This window comes from Aquabacter sp. DMC10, from assembly GCF_056314145.1.
The window spans coordinates 61,421-87,253 of the sequence record NZ_JBQUYX010000002.1; the positions used below are offsets into that span (position 1 = coordinate 61,421).

The 25,833-nt window shown below is 68.2% G+C and carries 19 protein-coding genes and 1 tRNA gene; 2 read left to right on the plus strand and 18 right to left on the minus strand.

Going from position 1 to position 25,833, the window contains the following annotated elements; genetic code table 11:
* Nucleotides 1–46 precede the first annotated feature (46 nt).
* Nucleotides 47–1,909, minus strand: coding sequence for a phosphogluconate dehydratase (gene edd / locus ACT54L_RS05105; RefSeq protein ID WP_476084472.1), 1,863 nt, complete (start codon nt 1,907–1,909; stop codon nt 47–49).
* Nucleotides 1,910–2,073: 164 nt separating this feature from the next.
* Here edd and ACT54L_RS05110 point away from each other — a divergent pair, with 164 nt between their 5' ends.
* A complete protein-coding gene (locus ACT54L_RS05110) occupies nt 2,074–3,069 on the plus strand; it encodes a helix-turn-helix transcriptional regulator (protein ID WP_476084473.1) in 996 nt (331 codons plus the stop codon).
* Between the two features lie 39 nt (nt 3,070–3,108).
* Here ACT54L_RS05110 and ACT54L_RS05115 read toward each other — a convergent pair whose 3' ends face one another.
* From ACT54L_RS05115 to ACT54L_RS05190, 16 genes are all read right to left on the minus strand, one after another.
* On the minus strand, nt 3,109–6,225 hold the full coding sequence (locus ACT54L_RS05115) for an efflux RND transporter permease subunit (RefSeq protein ID WP_476084474.1): 3,117 nt from the start codon (nt 6,223–6,225) through the stop codon (nt 3,109–3,111).
* Between the two features lie 4 nt (nt 6,226–6,229).
* Complete coding sequence (locus tag ACT54L_RS05120) at nt 6,230–7,384, minus strand: efflux RND transporter periplasmic adaptor subunit (protein ID WP_476084475.1); 1,155 nt, start codon at nt 7,382–7,384, stop codon at nt 6,230–6,232.
* Between the two features lie 223 nt (nt 7,385–7,607).
* Nucleotides 7,608–10,160: an AsmA family protein gene (locus ACT54L_RS05125; protein WP_476084476.1), complete on the minus strand. Its 2,553-nt coding sequence runs from the start codon at nt 10,158–10,160 to the stop codon at nt 7,608–7,610.
* Between the two features lie 116 nt (nt 10,161–10,276).
* A complete protein-coding gene (locus tag ACT54L_RS05130) occupies nt 10,277–11,329 on the minus strand; it encodes a linear amide C-N hydrolase (RefSeq protein ID WP_476084477.1) in 1,053 nt (350 codons plus the stop codon).
* Between the two features lie 487 nt (nt 11,330–11,816).
* A tRNA-Lys gene (locus tag ACT54L_RS05135) sits at nt 11,817–11,892 on the minus strand.
* Nucleotides 11,893–12,070: 178 nt separating this feature from the next.
* Nucleotides 12,071–13,570 (minus strand): tripartite tricarboxylate transporter permease, encoded by a 1,500-nt coding sequence (locus ACT54L_RS05140; protein WP_476084478.1) that lies wholly within the window; start codon nt 13,568–13,570, stop codon nt 12,071–12,073.
* Nucleotides 13,571–13,580: 10 nt separating this feature from the next.
* Nucleotides 13,581–14,042, minus strand: a complete 462-nt coding sequence (locus ACT54L_RS05145; RefSeq protein WP_476084479.1) for a tripartite tricarboxylate transporter TctB family protein — start codon at nt 14,040–14,042, stop codon at nt 13,581–13,583.
* Nucleotides 14,043–14,324: 282 nt separating this feature from the next.
* The gene (locus ACT54L_RS05150) at nt 14,325–15,302 is read right to left on the minus strand and encodes a tripartite tricarboxylate transporter substrate-binding protein (RefSeq protein WP_476084480.1); all 978 of its coding nucleotides are present in this window, start codon (nt 15,300–15,302) and stop codon (nt 14,325–14,327) included.
* Nucleotides 15,303–15,721: 419 nt separating this feature from the next.
* Complete coding sequence (locus ACT54L_RS05155) at nt 15,722–17,293, minus strand: 2-isopropylmalate synthase (protein WP_476084481.1); 1,572 nt, start codon at nt 17,291–17,293, stop codon at nt 15,722–15,724.
* Between the two features lie 321 nt (nt 17,294–17,614).
* Nucleotides 17,615–18,346 carry an NUDIX hydrolase gene (locus ACT54L_RS05160; protein ID WP_476084482.1) on the minus strand — a complete coding sequence of 244 codons (732 nt, stop codon included), beginning with the start codon at nt 18,344–18,346 and terminating at the stop codon, nt 17,615–17,617.
* Nucleotides 18,347–18,361: 15 nt separating this feature from the next.
* On the minus strand, nt 18,362–19,456 hold the full coding sequence (locus tag ACT54L_RS05165; RefSeq protein ID WP_476084483.1) for an alkene reductase: 1,095 nt from the start codon (nt 19,454–19,456) through the stop codon (nt 18,362–18,364).
* 158 nt (nt 19,457–19,614) lie between these two features.
* Nucleotides 19,615–20,511: a PhzF family phenazine biosynthesis protein gene (locus ACT54L_RS05170; RefSeq protein ID WP_476084484.1), complete on the minus strand. Its 897-nt coding sequence runs from the start codon at nt 20,509–20,511 to the stop codon at nt 19,615–19,617.
* Nucleotides 20,512–20,601: 90 nt separating this feature from the next.
* Nucleotides 20,602–21,450, minus strand: a complete 849-nt coding sequence (pdxY, locus tag ACT54L_RS05175) for a pyridoxal kinase PdxY (RefSeq protein ID WP_476084485.1) — start codon at nt 21,448–21,450, stop codon at nt 20,602–20,604.
* A 121-nt stretch (nt 21,451–21,571) separates the two neighbouring features.
* Nucleotides 21,572–22,408, minus strand: a complete 837-nt coding sequence (locus ACT54L_RS05180; protein WP_476084486.1) for an SDR family NAD(P)-dependent oxidoreductase — start codon at nt 22,406–22,408, stop codon at nt 21,572–21,574.
* Between the two features lie 108 nt (nt 22,409–22,516).
* The gene (locus ACT54L_RS05185) at nt 22,517–23,110 is read right to left on the minus strand and encodes a 3'-5' exonuclease (RefSeq protein WP_476084487.1); all 594 of its coding nucleotides are present in this window, start codon (nt 23,108–23,110) and stop codon (nt 22,517–22,519) included.
* The gene (locus ACT54L_RS05190) at nt 23,110–23,913 is read right to left on the minus strand and encodes a tellurite resistance TerB family protein (RefSeq protein ID WP_476084488.1); all 804 of its coding nucleotides are present in this window, start codon (nt 23,911–23,913) and stop codon (nt 23,110–23,112) included. Before ACT54L_RS05190 ends, ACT54L_RS05185 begins: the two co-directional genes overlap by 1 nt.
* 326 nt (nt 23,914–24,239) lie before the next feature.
* Between ACT54L_RS05190 and ACT54L_RS05195 the strand changes: the two genes are divergently transcribed.
* Complete coding sequence (locus tag ACT54L_RS05195) at nt 24,240–25,205, plus strand: polysaccharide deacetylase family protein (protein ID WP_476084489.1); 966 nt, start codon at nt 24,240–24,242, stop codon at nt 25,203–25,205.
* A 9-nt stretch (nt 25,206–25,214) separates the two neighbouring features.
* On the opposite strand, the gene ACT54L_RS05200 is transcribed toward ACT54L_RS05195, so the two are convergent.
* On the minus strand, nt 25,215–25,826 hold the full coding sequence (locus tag ACT54L_RS05200) for a pyridoxamine 5'-phosphate oxidase family protein (protein WP_476084490.1): 612 nt from the start codon (nt 25,824–25,826) through the stop codon (nt 25,215–25,217).
* Between the last annotated feature and the right edge of the window lie 7 nt (nt 25,827–25,833).

Consider the following 25,833-nt stretch of genomic DNA (forward strand, 5'->3'; position numbering starts at 1 on the left):
GCAGCCTCCCTCCAGAAGACGGCGCCAGCAGGCCGGGCGCCCCGCCTCATGCCGCCTGGACGGCGGCCCCGGACAGGGCGGCACCGAAGATCGAGGCGCCGTGGTCCGCAGCGCCCACCGCGCCCCGGAAGGCACCGAACAGGTCGCGGCCCACGCCTTCGTGGGAGGCGGAAAGATCCGCCTCCGCGGGCAGCCGGCGGGCCAGCTCCGTCTCTTCCACCAGCACGGACAGGGTGCCGGCCACCCCATCCACCCGCACGAGGTCGCCATCCGCGATCTTGGCGATGGCGCCGCCATGCACGGCCTCGGGCGTCACATGGATGGCGGAGAGCACCTTGCCGGAGGCGCCCGACAGCCGCCCGTCGGTGACCAGAGCCACTTTCTGGCCCCGGTCCTGAAGCACGCCCAAGGGCGGCATCAGCTTGTGCAATTCGGGCATTCCGTTGGCGCTCGGGCCCTGGAAGCGGATCACCGCCACGAAATCCCCCGTGAGCGTGCCGGCCTTGAAGGCCTGCTGGAACGCCTCCTGCGAGTGGAACACCCTGGCGGGCGCCTCGATCACATGGCGCTCGGGCGCCACCGCCGAGGTCTTCACCACCGCGCGGCCCAGATTGCCGGTGAGCACCCTCAGGCCCCCCGTGGGCTGGAACGGCTCAGCCACCGGCCGCAGCACCGCCGCATCGCCCGAGGTTTCCGCCGCCGGGCGCCAGGTGAGCTGGGCGTCGGCATCAAGGCCCGGCTCCACCGCATAGCCATCAAGGCCCGTGCCCCACACGGTCTCCACATCCGCATGCAGCAGGCCCTGGGAGAGCAGTTCGCGGATCACGAAGCCCATGCCACCGGCGGCGTGGAAATGGTTCACGTCCGCCTTGCCGTTGGGATAGATGCGGGTGAGCAAAGGCACCACCTCGGCAAGGTCCGAGAAATCGTCCCAGGTGAGGGTGAGCCCCGCCGCCGCCGCCATGGCCACCAGATGGAGCGTGTGGTTGGTGGAGCCGCCGGTGGCGTGCAGGCCCACCACCGCATTCACGAAGGCCTTCTCGTTCAGCATGCGGCCGATGGGCTTGTACTGGTTGCCGAGTGCCGTATGGGCCAGCGCCCGGTGCACCCCTTCGCGGGTGAGCGCGTCGCGCAGCGGCGTGTTGGGGGTGACGAAGGAGGCGCCGGGCAGATGCAGGCCCATGATCTCCATCATCATCTGGTTGGTGTTGGCGGTGCCGTAGAAGGTGCAGGTGCCCGGCCCGTGATAGGAGCGCGCCTCGGCCTCCAGGAGTTCGTCGCGGCCGATGCGCCCTTCCGCGAACAGCTGGCGGATCTTGGACTTCTCGTCATTGGGCAGGCCCGACGTCATGGGCCCGCTGGGCAGGAAGACCGCCGGCAGATGGCCGAAGGAGAGCGCGCCGATGACGAGGCCGGGCACGATCTTGTCGCAGATGCCCAGATACACCGCCGCGTCGAAGGTCTGGTGGGAGAGCGCGACGGCGGTCGATAGGGCGATCACATCGCGGGAGAAGAGCGAAAGCTCCATGCCCGCCTCGCCCTGGGTGATGCCGTCGCACATGGCCGGCACGCCCCCCGCCACCTGGGCGGTGCCGCCCGCCTCCCGCGCGGCAGTGCGGATGAGGGTGGGGAAGCGCTCATAGGGCTCGTGGGCGGAGAGCATGTCGTTATAGGCGGTGACGATGGCCAGATTCGGCCCCTCCCCCGCCCGCAGCTCGGCCTTGTCATGGGGGCCACAGGCGGCAAAGCCATGGGCCTGGTTGGCGCAGCCCAGGCGTCGCCGGGCCGGGGCATGGAGGGCGGCGGCGGAGATGCGGTCGAGATAGCGCGCGCGCCCGCTGGCGCTCCGGCGGGCGATCCGCTCGGTGACCTCGCCCACCCGGGCCTGGATGCTGCTGCTGCCGTCCATGATCGCCTCCACCTGCGCTTTTCTGGAACGACTATAGGCCGCGCTGCGTGGCGGCCCAATGGCAGCGGGACCGTGTCCGCGCGATCTGCGTTGCACAGCGAATGGTCACACGGCCGGCGGAGCCTTATGTTAAGGTAAAGCTCATCCGGAACCCGGGGGCGGGCATGGAAGAGACATCTGAGGTCGCGGGCGCTGCCGCGATGGGCATTGCTTCCGACAGTCGGTGGATGCTGCCCAACGGGTTCGACAGCCTTGACCTGCCACCCCACGAGCGCTTTCTGCCGGACAGCGTGGCACAGGTGAGCTATCCGCAATTTTCCCTGCGGCCCGGGCTGGAGGTCTACACCTTCGAGGCACGCGTGCGCGCGCCGGTGGACCTGACCTATGAGGTGCTCTCCGGGGAGCCTTATCTCTGGCTGGCGCTGAATTTCTCCGGGCGCAACCTCTATGTCCATGATGGCGGCCTGGAGGGCGCCATCCTGCCCACCAGCAGCCATTTCGCCATGCTGCGCGATCCGTCCAGCACCTTCCATTATGGGCCGGGCCATCATGTGACCTCCGGCATGGCTGTGACGCCGGCACGGCTCAACGAGATGCTCCAGGGCCAGCGGCCGAACCGCACCATCGCCGCGTTCCTGGATGGCACTTTCGACCCATTCATCGCCTCCGCCGCGCCCACCGCGGCCATGCGCACCATTGCCGAGCAGATCGCCAACAATCCCTACCGGGGCGTGATGGAGACCCTCTATCTGGAGGGCAAGGCATTCGAGATGCTGGCGGAATATCTGTCCGCCTTCTGCGAGGACGCGGCGCCCGCGCCCAGCGGCCGGGCCCGGCGGCTGGCGCTGGCGGCGCGGGACATCCTCATGGCCGACCCCGCCCATCCGCCCCGCATCGAAGAGGTCGCGGCCCAGGTGGGGCTCTCGCAGCGGCGGCTGAACGAGGTGTTTCGCGAGGTGTTCGGCGCCTCGCCGCTGCAATGCCTGGTGCGCTGGCGGCTCGATCTCGCCCGCCAGTGGCTCGGCAGGGGCGACCTGAGCGTGAAGCAGGTGGCGCACCGGCTGGGCTATGCCCATGCCAGCAATTTCTCCCTCGCCTTCACCCGCCGCTTCGGCCACCCGCCCACCGGAGCGCCGGAGCCCGCCGACCTGGCGGGCTGAGGGCACGCAAAGCTCCGGCAGGGGCGCCCGAGGCGCCCCTCAGGCCGCCGGCTTGCCGCCTTTGGTCTTCACCCATTCCCGGGCGGACTGGAACACCACATAAAGCATGGGGATCACCAGGATGCCCACGGTGGAGGCTGCGATCATGCCGAAGAAGACCGGCGTCGACACCGAGCGCCGGCTGATCTCCGAGGCGCCGGCGGCGATCACCAGCGGCAGCAGGCCGAGGATGAAGGCAAACGAGGTCATCATCACCGCCCGGAAGCGCAAGCGCGCCGCCTGGACGGCCGCCTCCTGGATCGGGACGCCCTCCTCCCGCCGGGCCTTGGCGAACTCCACGATGAGAATGCCGTTCTTGGCCGCGAGCGCGATCAGCACGACGATGCCGATCTGGGCATAAAGGTCGATGGACAGGCCCGCCGGCCCCACCGCCGCAATGCCGCCCACCAGCGCCACCGCCACGGAGAGCATCACCGGGACGGGGATGACCCAGCTCTCATAGAGCCCCACGAGGAACAGGAAGGCGAACAGCACCGCCAGCGCCAGGATGGCCCCCATCTGGCCGCTCGCCGCCTTTTCCTGATAGGCGGTGCCGGTCCAGGCGTAGCTGTAGCCATTGGGTAGCGTCTTGTCGCTCACCGCCTCCATGGCCGCCAGCGCCTGCGAGGAGCTGAAGCCCGGTGCCGGCGCGCCGTTCACGGTGAGGCTGCGCACATTGTTGAAGCGGATGACGGCGGAGGGCGCGAACGCAATCTCCGCCTCGGCCACCGCCTGCACGGGCACCATCTTGCCGTCGCGGTTGCGCAACTGGACGCGATAGATGTCGTCGATGCTGGCGCGATCGAGGGCATCGGCCTGGAGAGCGACCTTCCAGGTGCGGCCGAACATGTTGAAGTCGTTCACATAGGCGCTGCCGAGGGCAGCCTGGAGGCCGGCGAAGATGTCGCTGACCGACAGGCCCAGCACTTCCGCCTTGTCGCGGTCGATGTTCAGGAACACCGAGGGGGTCTGCGCGCGGAAGGTGGAATAGACCTCGGTCAAGGCGGGGTTCTGGTTGGCGGCAAAGACCAGCGCCCGCATCACCTCACCCATCTCGGCGGCGGGGCGGCCCTCCAGGTTCTGCAACTGGTACTCGAAGCCGCCGCCAGTGCCGAGGCCGATGATGGGCGGCAGGTTGAAGGGAATGACGAGGGCCGGCACTTCCGCCGTCTCCTGCGCCACGCGGGCGATGAGGTCGTTGACGCCGAGGGTACGATCCTTGAAGGGCTTCAGCGTGACGATGAAGAAGGCGCTGTTGGATTCCGCGAGGCCCGACAGCATGGAATAGCCGGACACCACCGACACGTCCTGCACGCCCGGCAGCTTGGAGACCACGTCCTCCACCCGCGTCACGATCTCGCGGGTGCGGTTGAGGGAGGCGGCATCGGGGAGCTTCGCCTCGATGAAGAAGGCGCCCTGGTCTTCCTGGGGCAGGAAGCCCGAGGGGGTGCTGCCGCCCAGCACATAGATGCCCGCGCCCGCGCCGCCGATCAGCACCAGCGAGAGCACCGCCACCCGCACGAGCCGGGCGACGACGGCCGCATAGCCATCGCGCACCCCGTCGATGCGGCGGCTGATCCAGGCCATCACGCCCTTGCGCTCGCCCTGGTGCGGCTTCAGCAGCAGGGCGCACAAGGCCGGCGAGAGGGTCAGCGCGTTCAGCGCCGAGAACAGCATGGACACGCTGATGACCACCGCGAACTGCCGGAACAGCTCGCCGGAAATGCCGGGAATGAAGGCCAGCGGCACGAACACCGAGAGCAGCACGAGGGTGATGGCGATGATGGGGGCGGTGATGCCCTCCATCGCCTTCTTGGTGGCCTGCGCGGGCGTGAGATGGTGGTCGGCCTCCATCTGGGCCTCCACCGCTTCCACCACCACGATGGCGTCATCCACCACGATGCCGATGGCCAGCACCATGGCCAGCAGCGACACGGTGTTGGCCGAATAGCCCATGGCCAGCATCACCGCGAAGGTGGCCACCAGGCTCACCGGCACCGCCAGCAGCGGGATCAAGGTGGCGCGCAGCGAGCCGAGGAAGATGAACACCACAATGATGACCAGCACGAAGGCTTCCACCAGCGTGTGTTCCACCACCTCGATGGTGGCCTCCACGAAGCTGGTGGTGTCATAGGTGACGGCCTGCTTCATGCCGGCCGGGAAACGCCGGGCAAGGTCCGCCATGGCATGGTTCACCTCCTCCGCCACGCCGAGCGCATTGGCGCCGGGGGAGAGGTAGAGCGCGATGAGCTGCGCCGGACGGCCATTGAGGCGCGTCTCCACATCCTCGTTGAAGGCGCCAAGCTCGATCCGCGCCACATCGCCCACCCGCAGCACCGAGCCGTCGGGATTGGCGCGCACGGCGATGTTGGCAAATTCCTCGGGGGTGGAGAGGCGGCCGGTGGTGCGGATGTTCAGCTGATAGGAGGTGTCGGTGCTGGCCGGCTGGGCGCCGATGCGCCCGAGCGGGGCGATGCGGTTCTGGCTCTGGATGGCCGCCACCACGTCCTGGGGCGTCAGGTCGAGCGCCGCCAGCCGGTCGGTGCGGAACCAGATGCGCATGGCATAGTCCTGCGGCCCGAACAGATTGGCCTGTCCGACGCCGGGAATGCGCCGGAGGATGTCGAGAATGTTGATGGTGGCGTAGTTGGACAAAAAGAGCGTGTCATGCTCCGCCTTGTCGGACCACAGCCCCACCACCTGGAGCAGCGCCGAGGATTGCTTGCGCACGCTCAATCCCTGCCGCTGGACCTCTTCCGGCAGCATGGCGATGGCCAGCTGGACGCGGTTGTTCACATTGGTGGCGTTCTGGTCGGGATCGGTACCGACCTTGAACGAGACGGTGAGGGTATAGGACCCGTCATCGCCGCTGGTGGACTTCATGTAGATCATGTTGTCCACGCCGTTCACCTGCCCCTCGATGGGCTGGGCGACGGTGGCCTCCACCACTTCGGCGGAGGCGCCTGGGAAGCGCGCGGTGACCTGGACCTGCGGCGGCACGATGTCCGGGAACTGTGCCACCGGGATGCGCGTGAGCGAGACGAGGCCCGCAATGACCATGACGATGGCGATGACCATCGCCAGGCGGGGGCGGTCGACGAAGATCTTGGAGATCATGGCCTCAGCCCTTGACCGGACCGTCGAGGGGGGTCGGCGCCGGCTTGGGTGTGACCGGAAGCCCCGGCCGCACCCGCTGCGCCCCCTCGGTGATGACAAGGGCACCGGGGGCAAGGCCTTCCGTGATGACCGCCTGCCCGCCGCGCGTGGAGCCCACCTTCACGAAGGTCTGCGCCACCTTATTCTCAGGTCCAACCACCAGCACGAAGGTGCCGGCCTGGTCGAGCTGAAGGGCCGACTGGGGAATGACCAGCACATCCTTGCCCTTCTCTTCCTCCACCCGCACCCCCACCACCTGGCCGGCGGTGAGCAGGCCATCGGGATTGGGCACCTCGGCCTGGACCAGGGTGGAATCGGTGGAGGCATCCGCCGTCACATTGATGAAGGAGAGGCGGCCGGGCTGGTCATAGAGCGAGCCGTCCGGCAGGCGCAGGCGGATCTGGAGGGGGCGGGCGCCATTCTTGGCCGCGTCGCGCTTCATGTCGATCAGCAGGCGCTGGGACACGGGGAAGAGCACCTTCACCACGTCGTCCTTCACCACCGTGGTGAGGATGCCGCTGTCCGGGCTCACCACATTGCCCACATTGACCGCCGAGCGGCCCACCCGCCCGGCAATGGGGGTGGTGATGCGGGTATAGCCCAGCTGGATGTTCGCCTGGTCCAGCGCCGCCTTGGCGGCGGAGACCTGCGCGGCGGCCAGCTGCTGGTCGGCGATGCGCTGGTCGAGGGTGGCGCGGGGCAGGTTGTTGGTGCGGAACAGCTCCTGTCCGCGCGCCACCTGGAGATCGGCATTGTTGAGGGTGGCCTGGGCGCCCTCCAGCTGGGCCTGGCGCGCCGCCACCTGGGCCTCGAACGGTTCCGGCTCGATGCGGAACAGCACATCGCCGGCGGCCACCTTCTGCCCCTCGGTGAACACCTTCTCGGTGAGGAAGCCGGTGATGCGGGCCCTGATGTCCACCCGCTCCATGGCCTCAACCCGGCCGACGAATTCCGACCCCTCGCTCACCGGCTGCATCTTGGCCGCCACCACCATCACCACCGGCGCCACGTCCGGGGCGGGCGCGGAGGCGCCCTCCTTGGTGTCCTTGCACCCCGCCACCAGCAGGGCGAGGGCGAGCGGAAGGCCGTAGCCACGGGCGAGGCGGGTCAGACGGGGCATGGTTTTGTCCGAAGTGGGCAAGGCTGGAGCGTCGGCTTTGCGATGGGAGGGGAGCATAAGGACGGCGCCAAGGCAAGAGAACGGGCGTGAATCCAGGTGGCGCGCTGGGGCAAGTCCCCCACTTCCACTATGGCCCCAGATGTCGGATACATGACATGGGGGAATGACGCGCCCGGAAATGTTCGGCACACCGGGCGAAAGCTGACCTTCAACAGGGGCCGGCTCAGTTGTCGCATCCCACGCGCCCCTTCAGGTCGGTGCCGCCGGTGGCGAGCGCGATGGACGGGGACGCCAGCGCGCCCTTCACCGTGAAGCTGTGGCCGGCCTCGCCGAACAGGGCGTTGAGGGGGCGCGGCACCACCAGCAGGTCGATGCGGTTGCGGGGCAGGTCGATGGTGCCGCGGCCGAGCGCCTGGATGTTCTCGGTGATAACCACCAGCATGGGATTGGTGCGCGCCACGCCCTTCTCGAACACCAGCGGCACCCTGGCGCAGCGCAGCTCGCTGTCGCCGCGATAGACGGAGGAGGTGAAGAGGCCGCCCACAATCCCCATGCCGGCCAGATCCAGCAGGCCGGTGCCGATGCGCCCGCGCCCCACCCGCGCGGTCAAGCTGCCGCCCAGCGTCGCCAGCGGGTCGTCGCCATCGGTACGGGCGGTCAGGTCGAAGGCCAGGCGCAGCGTGCCGGACATCTTGATGGCCGCGTTCGGCCCCATCAGGGCGGCCAGCGGAAAGCCATCCCCCGCGCCCTTGAGGCGCAGGACATTGGCCCCCTCGCTGGCCAGCACGGCGGAGACGGCGCCACCCAGATAATTGATGCGCAACGGGTCCACCCGCAGCGCGCCCCCGTTGAGCACCACGCGCGCCTGCAAGCCCTTGGCGCCGGCGCCGCTGCCTTCCAGGCGGTCGGCGGACAGGGTGATGTCAGCATCGGTGGTGGCCATGAGGTCGATCTGGCTTCCCCCCTCCGGCGGCTTGGCACCGGCCAGTGCCACCGGCCGGCGGGCGCCCTGGGTCTCGGTGCGGGCGAGGCTGGCCAGTTCGTCCACGAACAGCTGCGGCGACGTGACGGTGCCGCCCACCAGGAGGCGGCCGTCGGGCTTGGCGCGGCTGGTGAAGGCGCCCAGAATCTGCGTGCGGCCGATGTCGGTACGCCCCTCCAGCGCCAGCACATCCGCGGTGCCGGTGACATTCCCCTCGAAGCGCAGGGGGCCCTGGAAGGCCACCTGGACGCCGAAGACGGCGGCGACGGCGGCGTAATTGGGAATGTCGAGCCGCGTGTCCATGCGCCCGCCCATGGCCGCATCGGTCCCGGCGAGGTCGTGCAGAGAAAGATCGACGCTGGCCTGCAGCAGGTCGCTGCCCTCGATGCGGGCGGAGAAGGCATCCACGCTGAGGCCCGCTCCCGCCTCGGACATGGCCAGCCGCCCCACCAGCCGGCCGAGCCGCGCCCCATCCGTGGGCGGCAAGGCGAGCAGGCTCGCCACCGGCAGGTCCACGGAACCGGCAAGGTTCACCCCCTCGAAGCGCAGCACGTCGCGCACATCGCCCGTGAGCCGGCTGACCGGGCGCGCCAGCGGCCCCGCCTGGATGGAAATGCCCTTGAAGGCCACCCGTCCGGCACTGTCCCGCTCCACCGCATGCACGAAGATGGGGCCGATCTCCCGGAAGCTCTGGTCGAAGGCATTGGTCTCGATCAGCGTGTCCTCCAGCATCAGGCCATCCGGCCCGCTGCGGAAGGCGCCGGACAGGCGGGTGACCGTGATGTCGCGCAAGGACACGGCGGACCCGGCCGCGGCGTCGAGGGTGGCCACCGCCTTCACATCCACGCCCCGAAGCGTGGGCAGGTCGCCCACGGCGCCCTCCACCTGCACCAGCTCGCCGTCGGCCAGCTTCAGGGTGAGCCGGAGGTCGCGAACGCCCAGGCTGTCCGGCTCCGCATCCAAATGGGCCCGCAGGGTCCCCGCTCCCTCCACAGACGGCGCGAGGCCCGCCAACACCAGCACCTGCGCCAGGCTGCCGGCGTCGGCGGCCAGCTCCATGGCCAGGCCATGGTCGAACCGGGCGGTGGGCGCGCGCACATCCAGGCGACTGGAGAAGCCGCCGGCGGTGCCGGGAACGGAAAGCACCACCTGGGCGCCATAGGGCCGCAGCCCCTCGCTGGGCTGGGCCTCCAGGTCGAAGGAAAAGCCCAGATGGACCGGCGTTCCATTGAGGGCGGCGTCGGCGGCCAGCGCGGTGCGCGTGCCCTCAAGCCGGCTGCTCAGATCCTCCACCTTCAGCTCGAACAGCCACCCCTTGGCGTCGAACAGACGGATGAGCGTGTGGCGGATCTCCAGATGCGGCAGCAAGGAGAGCACATGGATGGGCGATTCCAGGAGCGAGCCGGACGCGGCGTCTTCCCCCCCGTCCATGGGCACGTCCAGCCGGGCGCCATCCACGGCCAGGCGATAAAACAGCCGGCCGGCGAACAGGTCCCCATAATCCGGCAAGCCCACCACCACCTGCCCCACGCTGGCGGCGGCCCCGTCCGGCCCACGGGATTCCACATCGGAGACGGAAAGGACAGGGCGCGGCCACAGCTGCAGCGTGACGGACCCGCTGATGGTCACCGGCTCGCCCCAGAGCTTCGTCAAAGCCCGCTCGGTGACGGCACGGCGCAAGCCATCGCCCTGCGGCAGAAGAGCAGCGGCGAACAGGCCGAGAAGCACCACTACGGCCGCGAGGCCGACCACCCCGACGCCGCCGATGATCCAGCGCACCCGCACCCGTGCCATGCCGTTCCCCTCCATCCCAGGCCGGACATAGCGGCGCCGCCCCGGCCGACGATGCGGCCGAAGGCGGCGCCCAATCCCCCCGATGCACGCCCCCTTTGCGCGCCCGCTGCGCCCCGTCAGCGGGTGGGAGGGAAGGCCGTCGCGATGGTGCCGAACGGCTTCAGGTTGGCCGACACGTCCCCGCTAAGGCCCGGCTCGGTGGGCGTGACGGCGAGGATTTCCTTGCCGTCCGCCTTCAGCTTGGAGAAATCCACCCACAGCACGTTGGGGCTGTTCACGGGCATCACATAATAGACCTTGTGGGTGTGGTCGGCGACGGAAGCCCAGCGGGTCGGCCAGGCATCCGTGGAATCGCCGCCGGACGTGTCGTGCGCCCCGAACGGCACCGCCACGTTGCGCACCACCCCAGCCAGATGGCCGATGGCCTCGGTCGTGTCGGCGGGCGGCGGCAGCGTCTTCAGATAGGAGGAGGCGCGCACGAACCGGCTCATGGGATCGATGTCGCCGGGCATGGGCAGGTTGCCGCCGAACAGCCTGTAGCGCTTCAGGTTGGCGATCTGCTCGTCCAGCGGCGGTTCATTGGTCATGACGGTCACGTCCTTGCCGTGATGCACCACCACCTTGCCGCCCACAAACTCGATGACGGCGCTGTCGCCGCTCGCATCCTCGATGGACAGGTGCAGCGGCCATTCGCGCCCCTCGGCCTTGGCCGAGACGATCCGCACGCCCTTCAACGCCGCCAGGGCATCCGACACGGTCGAGAAATTGTCGAGCACATATTGGGACCACAGGAGGTTCGAGAGGCCCGGACGGGCGTCGTCCGGCTCGTGCTCGGTGCCGTGCAGATAGAGCAGATGGGCGCTCAGGCCAGCCTCATTCATGCCGTCGCTGGTGGCCTGGTCGAGGGCGGTGAGCACCGCGCTGGCATATTTGGACGTCCACTGCACGGACGTGCCGGAGGGCAGCCCCGTGCGGGCAATGCCGCGCGGCAGGAAGACCAGCCGCGGCTTGTCATCCATGTAGAGGTCCATGGTGCGCGCAGCCACTACGGCCTTGTCATTGGTGTTCCAGAGGATAAGGCTGCAGGCGGAGGCGATGGGCCCACCCGCCAGGTAGGCCGAGACGGCCGCGGCGAGGCCGAGGCCGGTCACATAAGTCCTCTTGCGCATAATGCTGTCCCTTGTGGTCCGTGGGAGAGCGCATCGGCCCGGCCTACCTTCGTGCAGACCGCTCGGCGACAACCATACGCGCACACGCGCTCAGGCGGACCGCGAAGCTTGGCCGCAGGCGCCGCCCTGCCCACACAGGATGGCCGCGCGCACAAAGGACACAGGCATGCCGGTTCAACCGGCGCCCCAACCCGTGCCCAAGCTAACGCTCGCCCCCCACGCGCTCCAGGCGCGCGACTTATGGGCTTTCGCCAAAGGCCTATGGGGATCGGCGGGACGGGAGGGCTGCAGACCCATGGACGCTGATCCAGTCAGCCCCTTGACCGCTCCAGCGACGGATGGCGCGCGGGACAATGGGTGGGAGAGACCACGCGGGACGCCGTGCGGATTTCAGATTTCAGAGGGAGGCACGTGGCATTTCACGGGACAAGGTGCCCGGAGGCACTCGTCTTGACCGTCTTAAACCACCGAAATCTCTGGGGATTTTTGGTGGGCGCACTAGGGCTCGAACCTAGGACCCGCTGATTAAGAGTCAGCTGCTCTACCAACTGAGCTATGCGCCCGCCGACTGGTCGTGACCGCGTCGGGAGCCGTCGTGTAGCAAACACCCCCCTGGGTGTCCAGCGCTCCGCCATAAAAAAATGCGGCCCCTTGTGGGGGGCCGCATGGCGCTGTGGAAAACTTGAAGCCCCTGCCCCGCCCGAAGGACGCGCGGGACAGGCGAGCCGTGCAAAAGGAGACTCACTCCTTGAAGGCTTCCTCGCGGGACTTGCTGACCGAGGGCAGCAGCACCACCACCAGGGCAGCCACCGCGGCGATGAGCAGGGCCGCCGAGATGGGACGGGTGAGGAACACCATGGGATCGCCGCGGGAGATCAGCATGGCGCGGCGCAGATACTCCTCCAGCATCGGCCCGATGACGAAACCCAGCAGCAGGGGCGCCGGCTCGCAGTCCAGCTTGACCAGCACGTAGCCGAGCACGCCGAACATGGCCATGGTGTACACGTCAAACGTGTTATTGTTCACCGAGTACACGCCAATGCAGCAGAAGGCCATGATCGCCGGGAACAGGATGTGGTAGGGCACCGTCAGCAGGCGCACCCAGATGCCGATCAGCGGCAGGTTGAGCAGCACCAGCATGAAATTGCCGACCCACATGGAGGCGATGACGCCCCAGAACAGGTCGGGCTTGTCGGTGACCACGTTGGGTCCGGGCGTGATGCCCTGGATGATGAGGGCGCCGATCATGAGCGCCATCACCGGGTTGGAGGGAATGCCCAGGGTGAGCATGGGGATGAAGGAGGTCTGCGCACCGGCATTGTTGGCCGATTCGGGACCCGCCACGCCCTGGATCGCGCCCTTGCCGAACTCGCGGGGATTCTTGGCGATCTTCTTTTCGAGCGAGTAGGAGGCGAAGGAGGACAGCATGGCGCCACCGCCCGGCAGGATGCCGAGGATGGAGCCCAGCGCCGTGCCACGCAGCACGGGGCCGATGATGTCCTTGAAGTCCTTCATGGTGAGCATCAGGCCCTTCACCTTGGCCGCCACCAGGGTGCGCTGGTGCTCGTCCTCCAGGTTGCGGATGATCTCGCCGATGCCGAACATGCCCATGGCCAGAGCCACGAAGTCGAACCCGTCAGCCAGTTCGGAAATCTCGAAGGTGAAGCGCGGGGTGCCGGTATAGATGTCCTGGCCGGACAGGCCGAGCAGCAGGCCCAGCACGATCATGGCCAGCGCCTTCACGATGGAGCCGGAGGCCAGCGTCACCGAGGCGACGAGGCCAAGCACCATCAGGGAGAAATATTCGGGCGGGCCGAACTTCAAGGCGAGGTCCGCCAGCGGCGGCGCGAACAGGGCCAGCAGGAAGGTGGCCACCGAGCCGGCGAAGAAGGAGCCCAGCGCCGCCGTGGCCAGAGCCGCGCCGGCCCGGCCCTTGCGGGCCATCTGGTAGCCGTCGAGCGCTGTCACCACCGATGAGGATTCACCGGGCAGGTTGATGAGAATGGCGGTGGTCGAACCGCCATATTGGGCGCCGTAATAGATGCCGGCCAGCATGATGAGCGCCGAGACCGGCGGCAGGCCGAAGGTGATGGGCAGCAGCATGGCGATGGTCGCCAGCGGGCCGAGCCCCGGAAGAACGCCGATCAGCGTGCCCAGCAGCGCGCCGATGAAGCAATACATCAGGTTCTGGAACGACAGCGCGACCGAGAAGCCGAGTTCGAGATTGTGAAAGAGTTCCACGGGCGCCTCCTCAGTATCCGCCGAGCCAAGGCCCGATGAGTTGCAGCGGCAGGCCGAGGCCCAGGATGAACACGCCCCAGCAGAACACGGTCATCACGGCGGTGATGATGAGCGCCGTTACGATGTGGAACTTCTGGCTGGCTGTGGCGCACAGGAACACCGTGATGGCGAGCGTGGGCAGGAAGCCCAGCGGGCGCATGGCGAAGCCGAAGAAGACGGTGGCGACGGTCAGCACGATCAGGCCGCGCCAGGCGATGTTGGTGGGCGCCTCGCCGCGGAAGCGCAGGCCGTTGATCAACACGATCAGGCCGAGCAGACCCATCAGGCCGGACAGGACGAGGGGAAAGTAACCGGGTCCCATGCGAACAGAGGTCCCCATGGGCAGGTCGCCGGTCTGCCACGCGAAAACGCCGGCAAAGGCCAGGAATAGCAACCCTGCCAGCACGTCCTTAGGACTGCGGATAAAACTCATCTACGCTCCTCCCGCCAATCGAATAGCTCTTTGTGGCCATAGGCTCGAAACGCTGCGGCATTCGCAGCGTCAGATGCGCCTTGGCGCACGAAAATAGTGTCTATGCTCCGAAAGTCGAACGAAACTTACGGAGAGGCAGCCATTTAGTACATGCCCGAAGGGATGCCGTTACGGAATCAATAGGATCAAGCAACGGTGGAGAGGTTGCCTTCGGGGCGGCCGCAACCTTCAGTGTCCCCGCGCCGACGCACCCGCCACCGGCGGATGCGTCGGGCGTCGTCATCAGTCGGCGTACACGCCCGCCGCGTCGATGACCGGCTTCCACTTGGCCACTTCCGCGGCCAGGAACTCCTTGTGGAAGGCCGGGCTGCGGCGATCCTTGGGCTCCGGCTCGGTGCCCAGATCGGCGAATCGGGCGATCACCTTGGGATCGTCCAAGGCGACGTTGAGCGCCGCGTTCAGCTTGTCCACGATCTCCTTGGGCGTGCCCTTGGGCGCATAGAGGCCGTGCCAGATGGCCACCTCGAAGTCCTTCAGACCGCTCTCCTGGAGGGTGGGCAGTTCCGGCAGCGACTTCACGCGATCCTTGGTGGTGACCGCATAGGCCTTCACCTTGCCGGCCTTGATCTGGCCGGTGGTGTTGGTGGTCTGGTCGCACATGAGGTCGATCTGGCCGCCGATCAGGTCATTCATGGCCGGACCCGTGCCCTGGTAGGGAACGGTGGTCATCTGGGCGCCCACCTTGGACATGAACAGCATGCCGCACAGATGGGAGGCGGAGCCGACGCCCGCATTGCCGTACGTGACCTTTTCCTTGTTCTTGCGCACGAACTCGATCAGCTCGACCACGTTCTTGGGCTCAAGCGTAGGCTTGCCGATCATGGTCATGGGGACGGCGGTGATGAGGCCAGCGTCCTCGAAGTCGGTCAGCACGTTGAACGGCAGCTTGCGATAGAGGCTCGGGGCCGTCGCCATGCCGATGTGATGGATGAGCAGGGTGTAGCCATCGGGCGCGGCCTTCGCCACCTGGCCGGCGCCGCGGGTCCCGCCGGCGCCGCCCACGTTTTCCACGATGAGCTGCTGGCCCAGGGTCTTGGACATGGATTCGGCCACCAGACGCGACACCGTGTCGGTGGGGCCGCCGGCCGCGAACGGCACCACGACCGTGATGGCGCGGCTGGGATAGCTGTCAGCCTTGGCGCCAGCCACGGAAAGTCCGAACACCGTGGCCAGAGCCACTGCGGCGAGCTTCAGCTTCATCGCGAACCTCCTTGATCCCTCTGCGAGCCATTTTGCGTTTATCGGCCCACTCCTGCCTCCCTTGAAGAATGTCCCGCTCCCTTTCGTCAAGTGAAATACGTGCCTCTACGGCATAACGCAGGTGGAACCCGCCAATATGCTGCATTGCAGCATGACTATTGTGAACAGTCGGCGACGGCTCATCGCCTTCTTCTTAGGCAAACTGGGAAGATAGCAAGGGAACCATACTTTCGTCACAGACGATCACGGTGGCGCCGTATTGCATCGCGGCAAGCGCCCACCATCGCCGACCGGTCGACCTCCAAGGACCCGGCAGGCCCAAAAGAAAAGGCCGGGCGCATGCCCGGCCTTTCCGATCCGTCGTCCCGCCACCTTGGCAATGCCCGCGGCGGGTTCCCTTCATCCCGGGTGGACAGCCCTCAGCCGGCCGCCGCTTGCGGGTTCACCGAATGCCGCTTCACCATCAGCTTGTTGAGCGCGGTGATATAGGCCTGGGCGGAGGCGACCAGCGTGTCGGGGTCGGCCGCCTTGGCGGTCACCACCTTGCCCTCCTCCTCCAGGCGCACGGACACCTCGGCCTGGGCATCGGTGCCCTCGGTCACGGCGTGCACCTGGTAGAGCTCCAGCTTGGCGGTGTGGGGGAACAAAGCCTTGATGCAGTTGAAGGTGGCATCCACCGGCCCGTTTCCCTCGGCCTCCTCGGTCTGGACGCGCCCGTCCACTTCCACCTTCATGGTGGCCCGCTGCGGCCCCCGCGTGCCGGCGATGACGGACAGCGAGATCAGCTTGATGCGGTCATGGGCGGCGGCGATGCCCTGGTCCACCAGCGCCTCGATGTCCTCGTCATAGATGACCTTCTTGCGGTCGGCGAGGTCCTTGAAGCGGGTGAAGGCATCGTTCAGGGCGTTCTCGCCCAAGTCGTAGCCCAAGGTCTTCAGCTTGTCGCGGAAGGCGGCGCGGCCCGAATGCTTGCCCATGACCAGCGAGGTCTTGGAGACGCCGACGCTGTCGGGCGTCATGATCTCATAGGTCTGGGTGTGCTTGAGCATGCCGTCCTGGTGGATGCCGCTCTCGTGCGCGAAGGCATTCCGGCCCACGATGGCCTTGTTGTACTGCACCGGGAAGGAGGTCACGGCCGAGACCAGCTTGGAGGCGCGGGTCAGCATGGTCGCGTCAATGCCGGTGGCATAGGGCAGCACGTCGGAGCGCACATTGATGGCCATCACGATCTCTTCGAGCGCCGCATTGCCCGCGCGCTCGCCGATGCCGTTGATGGTGCATTCCACTTGCCGGGCGCCGCCGGACAGGCCGGCCAGCGAATTGGCCACCGCCATGCCCAGGTCGTCGTGGCAATGGACCGAGAAGATGGCCTTGTCGGAATTGGGCACGCGCTCCCGCACGGTGCGGAACAGCGCGGCATATTCGGCCGGGGTGGTGTAGCCGACGGTGTCGGGGATGTTGATGGTGGTGGCGCCGGCCTTGATGGCGGCTTCCACGCAGCGGCACAGGAAGTCGATCTCGGTGCGGGTGCCGTCCTCGGACGACCATTCCACGTCTTCCACATGGTTGCGGGCGCGCGTCACCGAGGCGACGATCATCTCCAGCACTTCATGGGGCTGCTTCTGCAGCTTGTACTTCATGTGCACCGGCGAGGTGGACAGGAAGGTATGGATGCGCCCGCGCTTGGCGTGCTTCACGGCCTCGGCGCAGCGGTCGATGTCGTTCAGCGCCGCGCGGGACAGGCCGGCGATCACCGCGCGCTTGGAGCGGCGGGCAATCTCGGCCACCGATTCGAAGTCGCCCACGGAGGCGATGGGGAAACCGGCCTCGATGACATCGACGCCCATGTCGTCCAGCAACTCGGCGACCTGCAGCTTCTCCTCGAAGGTCATGGAGGCGCCGGGGCATTGTTCGCCGTCGCGCAGCGTGGTGTCGAAAATGATGACGCGATCGCGCTCGGATACGGGAGCGGCGGTGTGTTCGGTGGTCATGGCGGCGTCCTTCCGGGAAATTCTGGCCCGCTTTTCAGGTGCGCGGGCAATGGCGCTTTGGTCGGCTTCTCGATCCCCTGAGTGCCCAGGCGTGTTCGCCCGGCCGGCGCTCAGGGGCGGCTAAGGAGAAGAAGGAGCGCGCGCAGAGAAAGAGCGTTGCCCGCCACCACCTGGGTGCGGGAGGCGTCACCAGCAATGTTCGTCGAGATGGACGACACGGGACTGCGGCTCGCTCAGTTTCAACTGCTCTTCAGGGGTGATTAGCCGAATTGGCGCGCCGACACAAGCACAACGCACCGGTTCACCACTGTCCGGCAAGCCTCAGGCCCGCTCCGCAAAGCGCCAGTTCAGATAATCGGCGGCAAACGACATGACCTCCGGCCCGAGATCATCCGGTCCGGCCGCCAAATGCAGGCGCGCCAGTTCCGGCCGCTTCTGGCTGGCCATGAAGGCGGCAATGCGCGCGGCCAGCGCCGCGCCCGTGTCGGGGAAAACCATCCGCCGCATCAGGCACAGATAGGGGCCGTCCAGCACCATGTCCCAGCCGCCGGTCTGGCGGGTGCCCACTTCCGAGAGGCCCGCCTCCTCCTCCATCTCCCGCAGCACGGAGCCATAAAGGTCCACGTCCCCGTCCGGGGTGATGTCGGACAGGTCCGGCGTGCCGCCGGGAAAGAAGACGCGGCCCGCATTCACCGTATGGACGCCCATCTCGGCCATGACGAAGACCCCGTCGGAGCCCTCCAGCGCCGGCAGGGCGAAAATGTTCCAGGCGCCCAAGTCCGGCCAATCCTGGTCGCGCCACCAGGTGAAGGAGGCATAATCCACCTCGATGCAGGTGCCCGTGAGCACGCCGCCTTCGAGGGAAAAGCGCCGGAGCACCAGGACGCGGCCGTTCCACAAAAAGGGATTGGCCGCGACCCGGGCGGCGAAATTGGCATCGATCGCCGCCCGGTGCGCCTCCGCCTCGTGCCAGACGGCACCGGGTTCGACACGCATGTCGATCCGGTCCACGGGCAGGATGCGGGCGGGGGCGCGGCCGGGCGGCGAAATCATGGGGCGGCGTCTCCGTCAGGCGGCGTCGAGGGTGGGGTAGTCCACATAGCCTTCCGCGCCGCCGCCATAGAGCGTCTCGCGCTTCAGCTCATTGAGCGGCGCGCCACGGCGCAGGCGCTCGACCAGGTCGGGGTTGGAGATGAACGGGCGGCCGAAGGCGACCAGATCCGCCTTGCCGGAGGCGATCACGTCCTGCGCCATGGCAAGGTCATAGCCGTTGTTCACCAGCCAGGTGCCGGAATAGCGCTGGCGCAGGTCCTCGAAGGAGAAGCTGGGGTTCACGTCGCGCGGGCCCCCGGTGGCGCCCTCGATCACATGAACATAGACCAGCTTGCGGGCCTCGATCTCCTCCAGGAGCTTGTTGAAAAGCGGCTGGGGATCGGAATCGGTGAGGTCATTGGCCGGGGTCACCGGGGAGAGACGGATGCCGGTGCGGCTGGCGCCGATCTCGCCGGCCACCGCGTCGATGATCTCCAGCGGGAAGCGCAGGCGATTCTCGATGGAGCCGCCGTAAGCATCGGTGCGGGTGTTGGCGCCATCCCGCAGGAACTGGTCGATGAGATAGCCGTTGGCGCCGTGGATCTCCACGCCATCAAAGCCCGCGGCGATGGCATTGGCGGCGGCGCGGCGGAAGTCGTCGGCAATGCCCGGCAGTTCGGAGGCTTCCAGTGCGCGGGGCGCCGAGGTGGCGGCAAAGCCGTTGTTCACATAGGTCTTGGTATTGGCGGTAATGGCGGAGGGGCCCACCGGGGCAGCGCCGCCCTCCTGGAGGTCCACGTGCGAGACCCGGCCCACATGCCAGAGCTGGATGAAGATGCGTCCGCCCTCGGCATGGACGGCGTCCGTCACCTTGCGCCAGGCGGCCACCTGCTCGGGCGAATAGATGCCAGGGGTGTCCTGATAGCCCTGGCCCTGGCGGGAGACCTGCGAGCCTTCCGAAATGAGCAGGCCGGCGGTGGCCCGCTGGGCGTAGTAGCGGGCGGTCAATTCAGTGGGGACGAGGCCCGCGCCCGCGCGGTTGCGGGTCAGCGGGGCCATGACGATGCGGTTGGGCAGCGAGATGTCGCCGAGGCGATAGGGGTCGAACAGGGACGGCGTGGACGCGCTCATCGTTTCAGCCTTTCCGAAGCGGCGCGCCCATGGCGGCGCGCGCGGGGGATGGTGCGATGCACAACACATAGGAAGGCTTCCGCACCATCCAAGGCGCCGCCCACCCAGTGCCAGGATCACGGTTGCGCGTGCGACTTTCCTGTCACGGATTTCACGGCCTAGAGGTGCAGAACCCCTTCTGCGATCACCACCGCATGGCCGCCGATGGTGGCCTCCACCACATCGCCGCCCTTCACGGTGAAGCCAAGGTTGATGCGGCTCGGCCGCCCCATCTCGAAGCCCTGGTCGATGCGCACCTTGTGATGGCCATCCACCCGGGCCTCCGCGTCCATGAGCACGGCGGTGAAGGCGGCGGCCGCCGCGCCCGTCGCCGGGTCCTCCTCGATGCCGAGGCCGGGGGAGAACATGCGGGTGCGGAAGTCGGCGTCGCCCTCCTCGTCCGGCGTGTAGAGATAAAGCGCCTCGCCATAGGAGCCGAGAGAGCGGATGAAGGCCGCTTCGTCCGGCCGCGCCCGCGCAAGCGCCGTGAGGTTCACCACCGGCACGAACAAGAAGGGCACCCCGGCCGAGGCCACCACGGGGCGATGGGCGTCAAAGCCGATGTCGGACACCGCGAGATTGAGCGCATCGGCGCAGGCCTTGCGGGAGATGCCCGCCTCTTCCAGCGTCGCCTTGCGGGGCACCACGAAGGTCGCCGCGCCCCGACGCGAGCCCGGCCCTTCTGTGGTCACCTCGCAGCGCACCGGGCCGATCTGCTCCTCGATCTGGAACTGCCCCTTGGCGAGCTTGTTCTCCAGCGCCAGCAGCACCGCCGATCCCACGGTGGGGTGGCCGGCGAAGGGCAGTTCATGGGCGGTGGTGAAGATGCGGATGCGGGCCTGCCGCGCGGAGTCCCGCGGGGGGAAGACGAACACCGTTTCCGAGAGATTGAACTCCCGCGTGATGTGCTGCATGGCCGCGTCGTCCAGGCCCGTCGCATCCAGCACCACCGCCAGCGGATTGCCGCCCAGCGGGCGCGAGGTGAAGACATCGAGCGTCACATAGCGGCGGGGCATGGTGGCTATGGCCTTGGTCTGGAAGGTCTCAGTCCCGTCCGGGCCGGCGCGCCTCGACGCGCCCGCCCGGGGCTTCGACACAGTTTGGCCTTAAATGCGCGTCGGCGTGAAGACATGAGTTGGACGAACAAACTCGTCCTGGGCATCCACCAGCAACAATTCGCGCGACTGCGCCTCCGCCGTCCGCTTCAGCAGGCCGAAAATGGAGGAGGCGGCGGCCGCGAGCGCCTCCGCCGTGGCGCCGGTGCGCTTCAGATGGAAGAAGAAGAGGGCCGCAATGGCGTCCCCTGCCCCGTTCAGCGACACATCCAGGCGCGGCGTGCGCACCAGGAAGCGCCCATCGGGGCCGCTGGCCATGAGGTCGATGGCATCGCCGGGCGTCGCATCCACATGGAGGGAGGTCACCAAAATGACCTTCGGCCCGGCGGCGTGCAGCAGGTCGCAGGCGGCCTTGGCATCCGCGAGGGTGGCGACCTTGTGGCCCGACAGCAGCTCCAGCTCGAACTGGTTGGGGGTGATGACATCGGCGGCGGGCACCGCCTGGTGGCGCATGAATTCGGGAATGCCGGGCCGCACGAAAATACCCCGCCCGACATCGCCGATCACCGGATCGCAGCAGAAGTCCGCCTTGGGATTGGCCGCGCGCACCTGCGCCACCGCATCCAGGATCGCCGCGCCAATGTCGGCCGAGCCCATATAGCCCGAGAGCACGCCATCGCAGGCGGACAGGCGGCCGCGCTCGGCGATGCCCGTCACCAGTTCGCCGATCACGCTGGCCTCGAACACCTGGCCGCGCCAGGCGCCATAGCCGGTGTGGTTGGAGAATTGCACCGTGTGGATGGGCCACACCTCGACGCCCAGGCGCTGCAGCGGAAAGACGGCGGAGGCATTGCCCACATGGCCATAGGCGACATGGGACTGGATGGACAGGAGGTTCATGGCGCGTCTTCAGGACAGACCCGCGATGCGGGCGGAGGAATAGTTGGCAGCTACTCCGCACCCGCTTCAAGCACAAATGGATTTTGCTGATGACGCCCGCGCGGATTGCTGATGGATCGCCTCAGCCGATCTCGTCCTCGGCAAAGGCGCGGCGGGCCAGGCGCGCCACCAGCGCGCGGGGGGCAAGGCGCACGGCAAAGGTCATCAGCCGGTTGGCCAGCCCCACCACCGCCACCGGACGGCCCGACAGCATGGCCGCATAGCCGGCTTCCGCCACCGCCTTGGCCGAGGCGACCGGCCCCTTGAACACCCGCGTGCGACCCATGCCCGCCCGCTCGGCAAAGGCGGTCTCCGTCGGGCCGGGGCAGAGCGCGGTGACGCGGATGCGGGTGTCGCGCAATTCCTCGGCCAGCGCCTCCGACAGGCTCAGCACATAGGCCTTGGTGGCGGCATAGACGGCGGCGAACGGCCCCGGCGCGAAGGCGGCCGTGGAGGCCACATTGACGATCCGCCCCTGCCCGCGCGCCACCATGCCGGGCAGCACGGCCTTGGTGATGAGGGTGACCGCGGTGACATTGGCGGCGATCATGTCCGCCTCCAGATCGCCGTCGATCTCCTCGAACGGGCCATAGGCGCCGAAGCCGGCGTTGTTGACCAGCACGTCCAGCTCGAGGGCCGCCAGGTGCCCGCACAGATCCTCCACCGCCTCCCGGTCGGCAAGGTCCACCGCCATCAATTCGATGCCGCCCGGCACCGGCGCGATGGCCCGGGCCGCGGCGGCCAGCCGGCGATTGTCGCGGGCGAGCAGGATGAGGCGGAAACCGTCGCGGGCCAGCAGGCGGGCAAATTCCAGCCCGATGCCGCTGCTGGCGCCCGTGACCAAAGCGAGCGGGGGCTCGCTGCCGGGGCTGCCGGGCGCGGCATGGGAAAGGGTCTGCATGTTCGGCCATGCGGGCATTCTTGTGTCCCCGGATACGGCCCCCGCCGCGTGGATGACCTGAAACATCGGCCCGTCTGGCCGATGCTGCAAGGGCCTCGGGGCGCGCGGGCGCCGATGGGCGTGCGGCTAGACCGGCTCCGCTGCCGGCGCGCCGGTGGCGACGGCAAGCTCCGCCGGCAGGTCGCACAAGAGGTCACGTGGGACGCCGGCGTGGGCGAGATAGACCATCAGGGCAAGCCAGGCATCCTCCAGCGCGCCGTGATGGGCGCCCGCACGCCTCAGGCCCAGTCTGTCGCAGGCCAGGTCGAGCTTCAGCCCGGACAGATGAAGGGTGCACAACCAGGCGGGCAGTTCCCCCATGCGGCCGGACAGGCTCGGCTCCTGCGCGAGGAAGCGCCGGTCGAAGGCGGCATTGTGGGCGAGGATGAGGCCGGCCGGCGCCAGAAAGTCGCAGACCCAGTCGGCCAGCTCCTCGAACGGCGGCTGGGTCGCGAGGAAGGCATCGGCGATGCCATGGACCTTCAGCGCGGCCCAATGGCTGCGCCGGCCGGGATTGCAGAAGGCATGGCCCACATCCACCACCAGGTCGCCCCGGGCGAGGCCCGGCGTCTCCAGGCGCACCATGCCGATGGAGACGATGCGGTCCGCGCCGGTCACGCCCGTGGTCTCCACGTCGAGGGCCACCACCACGGGCGGCAGGGGTGTGGCGGGCGGGCGCATCAGGCCGTCACCCGCCGCAAGGTGGCAATGATCTCGCCATAGGCCTCCATTTCCTCGGGCGCGGCGCGGCCGTCAGCCCGTGCCATGCGGGTTAGGCGGGCCGGCAGGTCCTGCGGGAACTGGGCCTCCACCACGGCGCGCAGGGCGCGGGTCAAGAGATTGCCGGTGGGCAGCAAGGCGGTCATCTCCTGGAGCAGATGGGCGTCGGCGACCGTCGCCGGCAGCCCCAGATGGGCGCGGGCATCCTCGATCAGGTCCGCGACCACCGCGATCTCGGCCTCCGCCAGGTCATGGTCGGCGCGGGCCATATACATCAGCGCGATGGCCGCCGGGCGCACCTGCGCCCGCAGGGCGTCGCGTGCGCTCCGGTCGAGCCGGGCCGGAGCCGGCGCGGCGGGCAAGGGTCGGGCAGGTGACCGGGGACTATCGGCCGGAACATCCGCCGCCCCCTCGGGCGGCGCGATCTTGGCAAAGAAGCCGGCGATGTCGTCGATGATTTCGCCGGTCCGCCCATGGACGAGCAAACGCATGCGGTCGACACGGAAGACGCGCGTGGTCTTGCGCAGCAGGCAGACCGCGCCCACGCGCAGCACGCGGCCCGATCGCTCCACCTTGCGCACGATGATCTCGCGCGTGCTGCGCGCGCCATCGGCCCCCTGATAGTCCAGGAAGAAATGGGCGCCGATGATCTCGTCATCGGGCACATCCTGCGCCTCGGCTGGATCCGCCGCGGTCTCCTCAATCTCGCGCGCGGGCACATGCAGGCGCTGGCGCAGCGCGGCTGTGCGGATCACCACCCCCATGAGCCCCCCGACCTGTTACGCAGCAGACACCCTAAAATGGTACAGCTTGCGCTCCACACGCGCCAGAGGCTGCGCCGGCGGGGCCGTCCGGCGGGCGAACGGCAAGCCGGGGCGGCAGCGCATGGGTGATCCCCGCTATGCACGGTTCCCCCACGGACGAGAGGGTGCATATTCCGCCCGCCGGCCTTTCCCTGGCCGCGCGCCCGTGGTTGATGGCGCCCGTCGGCGCCCTCCTGGAACGGGCGCCCCTCCCTCCCGCGCCCGAAGGGGCGCCCGCCGACGGCTTGGGCCGTGGCGGACTTGACTGCTCCAGTGGTTTCCCATCCATGACCTTTGTTCGCCCCCTGCGCCGCGCCGGCCTGTTGCTGATTGCCCTCCTCTCGGCCTCTCCGCTGGCCGCCCAGCCGGCCTGCTTCGCGCCGGCGTCCCTGACGGCGCGGCCGGGGGAAGAGAAGGTGCAGCCCTCCCATCTGGCGGCGCAGCTCCAGGAACGCCTCCTGCCACCGCCCCGGCCGGTGGCGCCGCCGCTCAGCGGCTCCATCCGGCGGGTGGACCTGCCGCAGGGGGTGAAGCTGGTGGCACTCACCTTCGACCTGTGCGAGGCCTCGGGCGAGATCTCCGGCTATGACGGGGTGATCGTGGACACGCTGCGCGCCGAAAAGGTGCCGGCCACCTTTTTTGCCGGCGGAAAATGGACCGTGGACCACAAGGAGCGCGCCGCCCAATTGATCGCCGACCCGCTGTTCGAGGTGGGCAACCACACCTGGTCCCACGCCAACCTTGCCGTGCGTGGCGGCGACTATATGCGCCGCCAGGTGGATGACACCGACATGGCGGTGGCCGGCGCGCGGGCGGATGCGGCGGCGGCCGGCTGCATGCTGGACAAGGTGCCGGCCCGCACGGAGCTGTTCCGCTTTCCCTATGGCTCGTGCAGCCCGGACTCCATGGCCTATGTGAACGAGACCGGGCACCTGGCCATCCAGTGGGACGTGGATTCCGGCGACCCGGCCTTTCTCGGCGCCAAATTTATGGCGGACGCCATGCTGCGCGCCATCAAGCCCGGCTCCATCGTGCTGATGCACGCCAATGGCCGCGGCCGCCACACGGCGGAGGCGGTGCGGATGCTCATTCCCGCGCTGAAGGCCAAGGGCTATCGCTTCGTCACCGTGTCCGAATTGCTGAAGGCCGGCACGCCGGTGGTGGCTTCCACCTGCTATTCGGAAAAGCCGGGCGACACGCGGGTCTATGACGAGGCGGCCCGGGCGGGCCGGCGGGTGCTGCCGGCCCCGTAGACCGGGTCGTCAGTACATGACTTCCTTGTAGCGCTTCAGCATTTCTTCCTGGGTCTCGGCCTTGTAGGCGCCGGATGTGTGGTCCTCCAGCATCTGCCCCATGGTGGGCAGGACGGAGCGTTCCACCTGGCGCTCGGCATTCCACAGTTCCGAGCGCATGAGCGCCTTGGCGCAGTGCAGATAGGCCTCGTGCACGGTGATGCGGATCACCGAGAGCGGCAGCTTGCCCTGCACCACGAAGCGGGCCTTCAGGTCCTCGTCCGTGTGGATCTGCGCCGTGCCGTTCACCCGCAGCGTCTCATCGACGCCGGGGATCATGAACAGCAGGCCGACGCCGGGGCGGGCGATGATGTTCTCCAGGCTGTCGAGGCGATTGTTGCCGGGGCGGTCGGGCAGAAGAAGGGTGTGGTCGTCCTCCACCGCCACGAAGCCGGGGCCATCGCCCCGGGGGGAGACGTCCGACGTGCCGTCGGGGCCGCCGGTGGCCAGCAGCAGGAACGGGCTCAGCGAAATGAAGTGCCGGCAATGGCCGTCGAGCTGGGGAATCGCCTTGGCCACCGAACGGGGATTGGCGGGCTTGTAGACGCTGCGCAGCTCGGCGAGGGAGGAAATGGTGGGCACGGGGGAC